The sequence below is a fragment of the Pseudomonas arcuscaelestis genome, from assembly GCF_016881005.1.
Taxonomy (GTDB): domain Bacteria; phylum Pseudomonadota; class Gammaproteobacteria; order Pseudomonadales; family Pseudomonadaceae; genus Aquipseudomonas; species Aquipseudomonas arcuscaelestis.
Genome location: NZ_JACOPV010000011.1, coordinates 153,902 through 165,803, shown reverse-complemented (window position 1 = coordinate 165,803; position 11,902 = coordinate 153,902). Strand labels below are relative to the sequence as shown.

The window sequence follows — 11,902 nt, the reverse complement described above, 5'->3', positions numbered from 1 at the left end:
TTGTGCTTTGGCGCGTGCTGTACAAAAAATGAACCGTCACTCGAAGTGCCTGCTCCACGTTCCAGTAGCGAGGTATCGCAATGAACCTTCAACAACTGAACACTGAGGCCAAGGCCGGTCATGTGGAAGAGCTCAACCTGATTGCCATCGAAGGCGGCGACTTCATTCTTGAGGCCCGTGTCAAAGGCCATGCCCACCCCCTTTCTGATACGCAGGGGCAGCGTCTGAAAGTGCATTCGGTGGTCGATGCGCAACGTCTGCTCAATGGTTTGCCCGCCGTGCCTGTGCACCTTGTCCATTGGTCGATGGATGACGAGATGTGCGGAGGCAGCAGTGCCGGCGATGGCGATATGAAAATACCGATGCCTCGACGTTCCGCCTGGTAGCTGAACTGCGTTGCCGCAGTGTGCTAGGCTGCTCGCCCTTTTCATAAAGGGCGCGGTTGTCGTGCGCCCTGCAGCGGAGCAAGCAAATGTCCGAAATCAACCTGTCTACCGACGAAACTCGCGTCAGCTACGGCATCGGCCGTCAGCTGGGTGGCCAACTGCGCGACAACCCGCCACCGGGCGTTAACCTGGACGCCATCCTGGCCGGCCTGACCGACGCATTCAACGGCAAAGACAGCCGCGTCAGCGAAGAAGACCTGTCGGCCAGCTTCAAGGTCATCCGTGAAGTAATGCAGGCTGAAGCGGCTGCCAAGGCCGAAGCGGCTGCTGGCGAAGGCAAAGCATTCTTGGCCGAAAACGCCAAGCGTGACGGCATTACCACCCTGGCTTCGGGTCTGCAGTTCGAAGTGCTGACCGCAGGCGAAGGCGCCAAGCCAAGCCGCGACGACAGCGTTCGCACCCACTACCACGGCACCCTGATCGACGGCACCGTCTTCGACAGCTCCTACGAGCGCGGCCAGCCAGCTGAATTCCCGGTTGGCGGCGTGATCGCAGGCTGGACCGAAGCTCTGCAACTGATGAATGCCGGCAGCAAGTGGCGCCTGTACGTTCCGAGCGAGCTGGCTTACGGCGCTCAGGGCGTTGGCAGCATTCCGCCGCACAGCGTACTGGTATTCGACGTCGAGCTGCTGGACGTCCTGTAAGACCTATCGTGGGGCCAGCTCATTCCCACAGGGTTGTAACTGCTGTGGGGGCGGGCTCGCCCCGCGATGCTGTTCAGTTCCACTCGGTACCACCGCCAGGGCGCAACGCCCGTGCGTAGCAGAACAGGAACAGGTTCCTCACCAGTTCCTTGAGCACTATCGGCTCACTTGAGTTCAAACCATTGATATCCAGGTCACCCTGTTCGCGCAGTTCGTCCAGTGCTTCTTGTTCGAGCACGGCACAGACTTCGCCGGTTTCCCGGTGCAGGATACGAAGGTAAGGGTGGGGCCGATCAAGCCAGGCGTCTATCAGATAAGTCATGGCTATTCTCCTTGGAAGCGTCCAATGAGAATAATTCTTATTATCAAAATAGCAAGGGTCTATTGGTAAAAAAGCGCCCAATGGTGCAGCAAGTTGTTTCGAGGCTGGGCGCCAGCCTCGAAACCAGCAGGGTCAGACCTTGCGGACGAATTCGGATTTCAGCTTCATCGGGCCGATGCCGTCGATCTTGCAATCGATGTCATGGTCGCCGTCGCACAGGCGGATGTTCTTGACCTTGGTGCCGACCTTGACCACCAGCGAAGTACCTTTGACTTTCAGGTCCTTGATCACAGTGATGGTATCGCCGTCCTGCAGGACGTTGCCCACCGAATCCTTCTTGACTGCTTCATCGCTGGTTGCCTCGGTTTCACCAGCGGCGGACCACTCGTGTGCACACTCGGGGCAGATCAGTTGGACGCCATCTTCGTAGGTGTATTCGGAGTTGCATTTAGGGCAGGGTGGCAAAGTGCTCACTAGGGTTCCTCAAGACGTACAGGTACAAAACCTACATTATATAGGGTTTTGTTGCCTGGGGGGCGAATGCAATCGCGGGGCAAGCCCGCGCCCACAGTGGGAACGGGGTTGCCCCGCGATTGGGGAGGCGCTGATCAGTGGGTGCGGGCGACTGCGAATTCGCTCAGTTCCACCAGGGCGTCGCGGTATTCGCTGGCTGGCAGCACTTCCAGGCAGGTGATGGCACGGGCTACATAGTCGCGGGCCAGTTGCGCGGTGTAATCCAGCGAGCCAGAGGCTTCGACCGCAGCACGGATGCTCTCGAGGTCTTCGATGCCGCCTTTCTGGATGGCCTGGCGTACCAGTGCCGCCTGCTCGGGGGTGCCTTCACGCATGGTGTAGATCAGCGGCAGGGTTGGCTTGCCTTCGGCCAGGTCGTCGCCGACGTTCTTGCCCAGGGTCTGAGCATCGCCCTTGTAGTCGAGCAGGTCGTCGACTAGCTGGAACGCGACACCGAGGTGATCACCGAAGGTGCGCAGGGCCTCGCTCTGCTCAGGTGTCGCCTGGGCGAGGGCAGCGGCGCTGTGGGTCGACGCTTCGAACAACATCGCGGTCTTGCCGCGAATGACGTCCATGTAGACTTCTTCGGTGGTGCTGGCGTCGCGTACCTTGGACAGCTGCAGGACTTCGCCTTCGGCGATCACGCGGGTGGCCTTGGAGAGAATCTGCATGACCGGCATCGAGCCCAGTTCGACCATCATTTCGAACGAGCGCGAATAGAGGAAGTCACCCACCAGCACGCTGGGGGCGTTGCCCCACAAGGCGTTGGCCGTGGAGCGGCCGCGGCGCATGCCGGACATGTCGACGACGTCGTCATGCAGCAAGGTGGCGGTGTGCAGGAATTCGATGGTGGCGGCCAGCAGGCGCACGTCGTCGCCTTCGCGACCAAGGGCCTTGCCGCACAGCAGGACCAGCAACGGGCGCAAGCGCTTGCCACCAGCTGAAGTGATGTAGTCGCCGATTTTCGATACCAGCGGTACACGCGAAGTCAGCTGTTTCTTGATAATCTCGTCAACGGCGCTGAAGTCATCCGCTACCGCACGGTAGAAAGCTTGGGGTTGCATCGGCCACAGGTGCTCCATAAAGGTTGCGCGGCATGCTAGGTCGCGGGTCCCGGCCTGTCAAGGCACGGTCCCGGCACGCAGGGGGCGGGACTTGCAAGGGACGCACGCCTTGCGTACAATCGCGCACCCTGAACTTCCTGGGCAGCACCTGCCTTACGCAATTGCACTGGGCCGTTCCAGCCCTATGCAGCCATGCCAGCCAATACTCTTACTATAAAGAGCTGGGTGAGCAGGATTATCGGAGAAATACCCATGTACGCAGTAATTGTTACCGGTGGCAAGCAGTACAAAGTCGCCGAAGGTGAATACCTGAAAATCGAAAAACTGGAAATCGCCACTGGCGAATCCGTTACTTTCGACCGCGTTCTGTTGGTTGCCAATGGCGACGACGTGAACATCGGCGCTCCAGTTGTTGCTGGTGCCAAGGTTGTTGCTGAAGTGATCTCGCAAGGTCGTCACGACAAAGTGCGCATCATCAAGTTCCGCCGCCGTAAGCACCACATGAAGCGTATGGGCCACCGCCAGTGGTTCACCGAAATCAAGATCACCGGTATTTCGGCTTAATCGCCTAAATCCCCATTTCTGGAGAATTGAACCATGGCACATAAAAAAGCTGGTGGTAGTACCCGTAACGGTCGCGACTCAGAAGCCAAACGCCTTGGCGTGAAGATGTATGGCGGCCAGGCTATCGTTCCTGGCAACATCATCGTGCGTCAGCGCGGCACCCAATTCCACGCTGGCTACGGCGTTGGCATGGGTAAAGATCACACCCTGTTCGCCAAGATCGAGGGTAAGATCAAGTTTGAAGTTAAAGGCGCCTTCGGTCGTCGTTACGTGAGCATCGTCGCGGCCTGATCGCGTTGACGCTGGAAAAGCCCTGTCTCGCGACGGGGCTTTTTCGTTTGTGGGGTGAGTCTCTTGCAAAGCTGTTTGTATGGGCTGCCGGCGCTGGTGTTTCGGTCGTTGACGGGGGCCGCCGCGCTCACTTTTGCAAGAGCCTTATGTCTTTGTGTCACTCAGCTCGTCAAGCTGACGAGAGGCGGTTTTTATGAAGTTTGTTGACGAAGTATCGATCCGGGTCAAAGCCGGTGATGGCGGTAACGGTTGCATGAGCTTCCGCCGCGAGAAATTCATTGAAAATGGTGGTCCCAACGGCGGTGACGGTGGCGACGGTGGTTCGGTGTTCATGGTCGCCGACGAAAACCTCAATACCCTGGTTGACTACCGTTACACCCGTCACTTTGAAGCCCAGCGTGGCTCCAACGGCGGCAGCACCGACTGCACTGGCAAGAAGGGTGATGACCTGGTTTTGCGTGTGCCAGTGGGCACGACCGTAATTGACTCCGCTACCCAGGAAGTGATCGGCGACCTGGTCAAGCCAGGTCAGAAGCTGATGGTGGTTCAGGGCGGCTGGCACGGTCTGGGCAACACCCGTTTCAAATCCAGTACCAACCGTGCGCCACGCCAGACCACTCCGGGCAAGCCGGGTGAGCAGCGTGACCTGAAGCTGGAAATGAAAGTGCTGGCCGACGTCGGTCTGCTGGGCTTGCCGAATGCCGGCAAGAGCACCTTTATCCGTTCGGTCTCGGCTGCCAAGCCGAAAGTTGCCGACTACCCGTTCACTACCTTGGTGCCAAACCTGGGTGTGGTCAGTGTCGACCGCTGGAAGAGTTTCGTAATTGCCGACATTCCCGGCTTGATCGAAGGCGCGTCCGATGGAGCTGGCCTGGGCATTCGTTTCCTCAAGCACCTGGCGCGTACTCGCCTGCTGTTGCATCTCGTTGACCTGGCCCCGCTGGATGAAAGCAGCAGTGCCGATGCCGCCGAAGTCATCGTCAACGAACTGACCCGCTTCAGCCCGTCGCTGGCCGAGCGTGATCGTTGGTTGGTGCTGAACAAGACCGACATGCTGATGGACGACGAGCGCGACGAGCGCGTCAAGGAAGTGGTCGAGCGTTTGCAGTGGGAAGGCCCGGTCTACGTGATCTCGGCAATCTCCAAGCAAGGCACCGAACAGCTCAGCCGCGACATCATGCGCTACCTCGAAGACCGCGCCGACCGTCTGGCCAACGATCCGGCCTATGCCGACGAACTGGCTGACCTCGACCAGCGTATTGAAGACGAAGCCCGTGCCCAGTTGCAGGCGCTCGACGATGCTCGCGCCTTGCGCCGTAGCGGCGTCAAGAGCGTGCACGACATCGGCGACGACGATGACGACGATTGGGATGATGACGAGGAAGACGGTCCGGAAATCATTTACGTGCGCGACTGATTCGTTGCAGTACACTAAACGCCGCTCTCTGGAGCGGCGTTTTAGTATCTAAAGATCTATATAGGTTGGAAGAAGATGCGGAGCAAGGTGACGGGTGCGCAGCGCTGGGTGGTGAAAATCGGCAGTGCGCTGTTGACCGCCGATGGCAAGGGTCTGGATCGTGCGGCCATGGGTGTCTGGGTCGAGCAGATGGTGGCGTTGCATGAGGCGGGTGTTGAGCTGGTACTGGTGTCGTCCGGGGCGGTTGCCGCCGGGATGAGCCGCCTGGGCTGGGCCAAACGACCGAGCGCCATGAATGAGCTGCAGGCTGCAGCTTCGATTGGCCAGATGGGGCTGGTGCAGGCCTGGGAGTCGAGTTTTGCCGAGCATGGCCGGCATACCGCGCAGATCCTCCTGACCCACGACGACCTCTCGGATCGTAAGCGTTACCTCAACGCCCGCAGCACGTTGCGCACGCTCGTGGAGCTGGGCGTGGTGCCGGTAATCAATGAAAACGACACGGTGGTCACCGACGAGATTCGTTTTGGTGACAACGACACCTTGGCCGCGCTGGTGGCCAACCTGGTCGAGGCAGACCTGTTGGTGATTCTCACCGACCGTGACGGTATGTTTGATGCCGACCCGCGTAACAACCCCGACGCGCAACTGATCTACGAAGCCCGTGCCGACGATCCGAGCCTGGATGCCGTAGCCGGTGGCACCGGTGGTGCGTTGGGACGTGGAGGCATGCAGACCAAGCTGCGTGCTGCTCGCCTGGCAGCGCGCTCCGGTGCCCATACCATCATCGTTGGTGGTCGTCTGGAGCGCGTACTCGACCGTCTCAAGGCCGGCGAACGCCTTGGCACCCTGCTGTCACCTGAGCGTGGCATGCTTGCAGCGCGCAAGCAGTGGCTGGCCGGCCACCTGCAGACCCGTGGCACCCTGGTGCTCGACGAGGGAGCAGTCAACGCCCTGCGCCAAGCCAACAAGAGCCTGCTGCCGGTAGGGGTCAAAACGGTGCAAGGCAGCTTCCGCCGTGGCGAGATGGTCGTGTGCGTGGGGCCTGATGGTCTGGAAGTCGCTCGCGGCCTGGCCAATTACAGTGCGCTGGAAGCACAAAAAATCATCGGACAGTCGTCTGAAGCCATCGAAGGTTTGTTGGGCTACATCGCCGAGCCGGAGCTGGTACACCGCGACAACCTGATTCTGGTCTGAGGAAATAATTGTGTTCAAGGGAATTGTGGCAGCCGCGCTGCTGGCATTGCCGGTGCTGGCATCGGCCGAAGAAATTGGCCAGGTGTCGACCGTGTTCAAGTTTGTCGGGCCGAACGACCGTATCGTCGTAGAAGCGTTCGACGATCCGAAAGTGGAAGGCGTGACCTGTTACCTGTCGCGGGCCAAGACCGGTGGCGTGAAAGGTGGCTTGGGTCTGGCTGAAGACCGTGCCGAAGCGTCGATTGCGTGCCGCCAGGTTGGGCCGATTCGCTTCAAGGAGCAGCTCAAGGACGGTGACGAAGTGTTCAAGGAGCGCACTTCGCTGGTATTCAAGACGATGCAGGTTGTGCGCTTCCTCGACAAGAAGCGCAACACCCTGGTGTACCTGGTGTACTCGGACCGCCTGATTGAAGGCAGCCCGCAGAATGCGGTCACCGCGATTCCTATCCTGCCTTGGGCCCAGTAACACCGGGCTCAACGCATCGCCGGACAAACCCGCTCCCACGGTGCGGGCTTAACCGGCGATCGACCTTACGCTGAAGCCTCTTCCTCTTCTTCGTTGCGCACCACTGCCTTTTCCACGTCGCGGCGGCTGATGTACTTCCAGTCCGCTTCGTCGATGTAGATCCCGTTCGGTCCGCTACCGCCTTCCAGGTCGATGGCAACATGTGCCGACACCTGTGGCTTCACGCTCGCCAGAATCGGCACGAAGCCCAACTGCAGACTGGTTTCCAGCAATGCCGCCTGGTTGCGTTCGTCGATGTCGGCCGCTTCGTCGAGGTAGTAGGGCAGGCGTACGCGGCCAGCCAGGTCACGGTCCATCAGGTGCAGCAACAAATACATGTTGGTCAGCGCCTTGATGGTCATGGTGGTGCCGTTGGATGCCGCACCGTCGATGTCGGTGTGGATCACTGGCTGACCACCGACCTTGGTGATTTCAAAGGCCAGCTCGAACAGGTCCTTCAGGCCCAACTGGTTGTGGTTTGCCGCTACCAGCCGCGCCAGGTACTCCTTGGCCTCTTCGTTCTTGTTGTCCTGCTCGGCGCTTGCGTTAAGGTCAAACACCGACAGCGTTTCGCCTTCTTCGTACTGTCCGGCGCTGTGGATAATTTGGTCGATGTGCTTGAGTGCTTCTTTGTTCGGGGCCAGAACAATGCGGAAGCTCTGCAGGTTGGAAACCTGACGTTTGTTGATCTCGCGGTTGAACAAGGCCAACTGGTGTTCAAGGCTGTCATAGTCGCTACGGATGTTGCGCAAGGTCCGGGCGATATCGGTCACCGCTGCACGGCGCGCCTTGCCCAGGGTCAGGGCTTCCTCGGTGCGGTGCGAGTAGGCGTTGATCAGCAGTTGCAGACGGCGTTCCATGTCGTCTTCGCTGTCGAACTTGGCCACGCCCTTGAGGCGTACCTGGGCGTACAGCGCTTCGATCTGGCCATCAACGCGCAGCAAGCCTTGCCAGCTGTCCTGATAATCGTTGAGCAGGGGCAGCAGGTTATCCATAGAGTCGTCTACCGGCTCCATGAACGGCGTACCGAAAGGCAGGTCGGCGGGCAGCAGCTGGCGACGGCGCAAGGCGTCGTCAAGGGTGCGCTGCTTGGCTTCCATGTCGGCGATCTGCCGGCCGACGAGTTGCAGCTTGGCCGATAGCTGTTGAACGCGCTCGGTGAAGGCGTCGCTGGAGCGTTTCAATTCGTCCTGGGCGGCTTCCATCTGCGCCAGTTGTTCTAGCTTGTCGCCTTCTTCTGCAGTCAGTGTCTGGCTGCGACGGAAGTCTTCCAGGGCCTTTTGCGCATCCAGCACTTGCTGGTACAGGGCTTCGGTCTGGGTTTTGCTGGCGGCGCGATCCGCGCTGACGGCTTGTTGGGTCTTGAGTTGTTTAAGCTCTTTCTCCAGGCGTTCTTTCTGGTCACGCAGTGCAGCGCGATCGGCCAGGGCCTGCAGGGCAGGGGGCTCGATATGCGACAGGTCGATGGAGAGGCCAGGCACTTCGAAACGTTCGCCTTTGAATCCGTCCAGCACCGCTTCCAGGGATTTGACCCAGACGTCGCTGTCATCCAGCTCGATGCCACGTTCGCCCAACGGCAGGCTGAACAGCGCGCCGTTGAACAGGCGCATCAGGCGCTCGACATCCTGTTGGGAGAATTCTTCGCGCAGACGGGCATAGCTGTTGTTGTCGGCATGGTCGAGCTGCTGCTTGACCGACTTGAGGCGTTTCTCCAGCTCACGCAGACGCTCTTCGAGGTCTTCGGCGCTGAACTGACGCGACTGGGCCAGGGCGCCGGCCAGTTCGTCGTGGGCGTCCTTGGCGGCCAGCAGTTGCTGCTCCAGTACCTTGACGTCGTCGACCAGGGCAAAGCGGTGCTTGAGTACCGACAGCTCGCCGAGCCAGCGCTGCACGCCAGTGATCTCGCGCTCCAGGCGCATCAGTTCCTGGGTACCGCCACGCTGATCGTTCTGCAGGCTGTCTTGTTCGTTCTTGTAGTGCTCGGCCTGAATGACCAGTTCTTCCTTGCGCGCACTGGCGTAGTCCTGCCAGGTGCCAAGCAGCGAGTCGAGCAGCGGCGACAGCCGATGCAGCTTGCCGCGCAGAATGTCGCGCTGGGCCACGCCGTTGGCCAGGGCTTCGACCAGCGGACCGGCGGCGACCAGCGAGTTATAGTCTTGCTCCATGCGGCGCACATCGCGGAAGGCTTCTTCGCAAGCGGCAATGTAGTCGACGCTGCCTGAGCGCAGGCTGTGCTCGAAGGCATCGAGGAACAGCTGTTTGAGCTTGGCGGCAGTGATTTCACGCATGTGCAGCAGGTTGATGAACAGGGCGCGGAAAGTCTTCAGGCTTTGTTCGCTGGTGGAGCGCAGCGGGATCAGGGTGAGATCCAGCGGAATGGTGGTATGGCCACCGACCAGTAGACGACGCAGTTCGTCAGGCTTGAGCTCGTAGGCCTTGAGGCCATTGCGCTCAAGGTTGCTGAACAGCTCTTTCTGGCGCAGGCAGGTGTCGTTCTTCTGGTAGTGAGCCAGGTCCAACTCACCGGCATAGGCAAAGAACTGGTGGCCGAAACCGCCGCCCGGGCCGCGACCGACCACGCCGATCACGTGAGGACCGTGGGGCAGGTTGACCTCGCAAAGAATATAGCTGGTGTCGCTGGCGAAGTAGAAGCGGCGCGACTGCTCGAGGCTGTACTTGCCGAAGCTCATGTCGGACATGCGCGCCAGAATCGGAAACTGCAGAGCGTTGATCGAGGCACTCTTGCCCAGGTTGTTGGCACCGTAGACCGACAACGGGTGTTCCAGGGGGAACAGGCCGAGGCTGTAGCCGGCGGTGTTGAGCAATGCGAAGCGGCGAATGCCGTAGCGTTCCTGGCTCATGCGTCAATCTCCTGTTGCTCTTCGGCGATGGCTCGGGCCAAGGCGTCCTCTTCGCTTTCTTCGAACGGGCTGAGGTCGAGCGGATCGTCAGTCTTGTTGAGTTCTTCGGGGCTCTCTTCCTCGACCAATACCGGTGTTGGCAGCGGCAGATTGCTGTGCAGGCTGGCGGCCAGGTCCCGGTCCTGCTGGACCGACAGGCAGACATCAAGGAAACGGTGCATCGGTGGCAGGAAGCGGTAGATGCCGTTTTCTTCATGGGCGAAACCGAGCTGGGTCATGCGCCGCATGATTTTTTCTTCCAGCTCATCCGGCGTCTGTACTTCAGCCTGGATAAACAGGTCGCGGTACTTCTCCAGCATCGACGGCAATTCATCACGGCCAAGGCTGCCTCCGTCGAGCACCGACATTGGGTCGCGGCCCTGGTCGGCCAGATGCTCGACCAGGATGAAGGTGAACAGCGACAGGCGCTGGGCGGTCTTGTTTACCTGGGCGGCGGCCAGGTCCGGGACGAAGTAATAGAAACCGCGGGTATCACATACCAGTTCGAAGCCAAGGGCTTTGAACAGGCCACGGTACTGGTCCTGGAAGTTCGACAGTTGGGCGTACAGCTCCGGGTCGCGGCGGCTGATATGAAAGCCCTTGAACAACTCGCGGAAGATCGGTGCGAGCTGTGGCAGTTCGGAAAGATCAAGATGCATTGGCAGGGCTCGCAGTAGGCTCAGGCGATGGTTCGCGGCTCGATGTCAGGGCGAACGAGCGCAGGCTGACCAGGTGTTCGCGGGTGGTGTATTCACAGCGCTCCAGGCGTTCGCGGCTAAAGCGCTTTTCCCGGGACAGGCGTGAGAACCAATACAACAGCTCGTCGGTGGCGCCTTCGGGCTCTTGCTCCAGCAACCAGACCATCAGGTCGGGCAGCGGCAGGGCGTTTTCGCAGCGTTCGAGCATTTCCTTGACGGTGCGCGGCGCTCGCGGTGTTTCGCCCTTGCGGGTTTTGTGTGCTTTCGGGAATTGCGCAGGCTTGGGTTCGAAGCGGGCCAGGGCGTAAACATAGGCTTCGACCTGGCTGGCGCTGCCAAGAAACGTACTTTGTGGCCGAGTGAACATTGGCATCGCCGCTTGCGGCACCGCGTCCAGGCCTTTGCGGCGGATGACCGAGAGCGCCAGGGCCGCGCCACGGGTTACGGCGTTGTGACGGCGCGCTTCTTCACGCAGCGGCAACAGCAGTTCGCGAGCATGGCGCAGGGTCAACTGGGCGCTGGTTTGCATCTCGAGGATGCGGGCATGGGTGCGCAGGAGCATATCGTCGTCAACCAGGTGCCCCAGGCGTGCCTGTTCGCCAAGCAGGCGCAGCAGGACGGTCTCGACCTTGCGTACACCCTGTTCGAATGCGCCATCGGCGTTGACCAGCTGGATCATCGGCTCGACGTATTCGTCCCAGGTGGCCAGTACTTCGGCATAGCGCTGGCGCAGAGGGATCTGGCGGTCGCTGGTCTTGGCGCGTTCGGCCACGGCAACCAGGGCCTGCTCGTCGTTATCGAGTTTTTTCAAGACGTCGCGCACACGCATGTCCAGCAGACGCAGCTGGCGTGCCAGATCGTTACCGTCGCGAATTTCGAAGGCGTCCTGAATGTGTCCGGCGAGACGTTCCAGGTGGCGCAAGTAGGCTTCGATTTCCAGGCACAGGCCCAGGCGGTGCTCGCGGCGCAGGTAAGCGAGGAAGTCGTGGATCTGGGCGTTGAGCTCGAAACGGTTGGGGCTTTTCGCCACGGGCACCAGAATATCCAGACGGATCCACACGTCGAGCAGGCTGGTAATGTCCTGGGGCGTGCTCTCCAACTGCTGGTTGGCCAGTTGCTGGCGCAGTTCGCCGAGGCTCAGGGTGCCCCCGTCGAAGCGTTCGCACAACGGCTCAAGCAGGGCCCAGTGTTCGGCTAGGGCGCGCAGGACGCGCTTGGGTTCGATCATTGGCGGGTCGACTCGTTGCCAAATAAAAGCGCCGATTGTACTGCATCAAGTGCCTGTCGATTCACCCCCTGATCGCTTGAAGCTGCTGTCGGGCGGTTTTCTGCCGATCAACAGCG

General features: G+C 60.3%; 13 protein-coding genes. 7 read left to right on the top strand and 6 right to left on the bottom strand.

From position 1 onward, the window contains the following. Positions 1-80 precede the first annotated feature (80 nt). Positions 81-386 carry a DUF6482 family protein gene (locus H8F21_RS18435; protein ID WP_136478220.1) on the top strand — a complete coding sequence of 102 codons (306 nt, stop codon included), beginning with the start codon at positions 81-83 and terminating at the stop codon, positions 384-386. 86 nt (positions 387-472) lie between these two features. Beyond that, entirely contained in the window at positions 473-1,090 is a 618-nt protein-coding gene (locus tag H8F21_RS18430) for an FKBP-type peptidyl-prolyl cis-trans isomerase (protein ID WP_136478219.1), read from the top strand. A 73-nt stretch (positions 1,091-1,163) separates the two neighbouring features. On the opposite strand, the gene H8F21_RS18425 is transcribed toward H8F21_RS18430, so the two are convergent. The 3 genes from H8F21_RS18425 to H8F21_RS18415 form a co-directional block, all read right to left on the bottom strand. Continuing rightward, positions 1,164-1,412, bottom strand: coding sequence for a PA4570 family protein (locus H8F21_RS18425; RefSeq protein ID WP_203585134.1), 249 nt, complete (start codon positions 1,410-1,412; stop codon positions 1,164-1,166). Positions 1,413-1,544: 132 nt separating this feature from the next. Next, complete coding sequence (locus tag H8F21_RS18420) at positions 1,545-1,886, bottom strand: zinc ribbon domain-containing protein YjdM (RefSeq protein WP_203480471.1); 342 nt, start codon at positions 1,884-1,886, stop codon at positions 1,545-1,547. Positions 1,887-2,020: 134 nt separating this feature from the next. Next, entirely contained in the window at positions 2,021-2,989 is a 969-nt protein-coding gene (locus H8F21_RS18415; protein WP_136478216.1) for a polyprenyl synthetase family protein, read from the bottom strand. A 252-nt stretch (positions 2,990-3,241) separates the two neighbouring features. Between H8F21_RS18415 and rplU the strand changes: the two genes are divergently transcribed. From rplU to H8F21_RS18390, 5 genes are all read left to right on the top strand, one after another. Further along, positions 3,242-3,553: a 50S ribosomal protein L21 gene (gene rplU / locus H8F21_RS18410; RefSeq protein ID WP_010225695.1), complete on the top strand. Its 312-nt coding sequence runs from the start codon at positions 3,242-3,244 to the stop codon at positions 3,551-3,553. Positions 3,554-3,586: 33 nt separating this feature from the next. Beyond that, positions 3,587-3,844 (top strand): 50S ribosomal protein L27, encoded by a 258-nt coding sequence (gene rpmA, locus H8F21_RS18405; RefSeq protein WP_045187979.1) that lies wholly within the window; start codon positions 3,587-3,589, stop codon positions 3,842-3,844. 193 nt (positions 3,845-4,037) lie between these two features. Beyond that, positions 4,038-5,261, top strand: a complete 1,224-nt coding sequence (gene cgtA, locus H8F21_RS18400) for an Obg family GTPase CgtA (protein WP_203480488.1) — start codon at positions 4,038-4,040, stop codon at positions 5,259-5,261. Between the two features lie 75 nt (positions 5,262-5,336). After that, on the top strand, positions 5,337-6,455 hold the full coding sequence (gene proB / locus H8F21_RS18395; protein WP_203480491.1) for a glutamate 5-kinase: 1,119 nt from the start codon (positions 5,337-5,339) through the stop codon (positions 6,453-6,455). A gap of 7 nt (positions 6,456-6,462) precedes the next feature. After that, the gene (locus H8F21_RS18390; RefSeq protein ID WP_203480672.1) at positions 6,463-6,921 is read left to right on the top strand and encodes a CreA family protein; all 459 of its coding nucleotides are present in this window, start codon (positions 6,463-6,465) and stop codon (positions 6,919-6,921) included. A gap of 65 nt (positions 6,922-6,986) precedes the next feature. Here the strand turns inward: H8F21_RS18390 and mksF are convergent, their stop codons facing one another. Genes mksF through mksB form a run of 3 tightly spaced genes read right to left on the bottom strand, consistent with a single transcriptional unit; the run spans position 6,987 to position 11,786 of the window. After that, positions 6,987-9,821 carry an Mks condensin complex protein MksF gene (mksF, locus tag H8F21_RS18385; protein ID WP_203480494.1) on the bottom strand — a complete coding sequence of 945 codons (2,835 nt, stop codon included), beginning with the start codon at positions 9,819-9,821 and terminating at the stop codon, positions 6,987-6,989. Further along, the gene (gene mksE / locus H8F21_RS18380; RefSeq protein ID WP_203480497.1) at positions 9,818-10,519 is read right to left on the bottom strand and encodes an Mks condensin complex protein MksE; all 702 of its coding nucleotides are present in this window, start codon (positions 10,517-10,519) and stop codon (positions 9,818-9,820) included. The genes mksF and mksE overlap by 4 nt, the downstream gene beginning before the upstream one ends. Further along, positions 10,509-11,786: an Mks condensin complex protein MksB gene (gene mksB / locus H8F21_RS18375; protein WP_203480499.1), complete on the bottom strand. Its 1,278-nt coding sequence runs from the start codon at positions 11,784-11,786 to the stop codon at positions 10,509-10,511. Before mksB ends, mksE begins: the two co-directional genes overlap by 11 nt. Between the last annotated feature and the right edge of the window lie 116 nt (positions 11,787-11,902).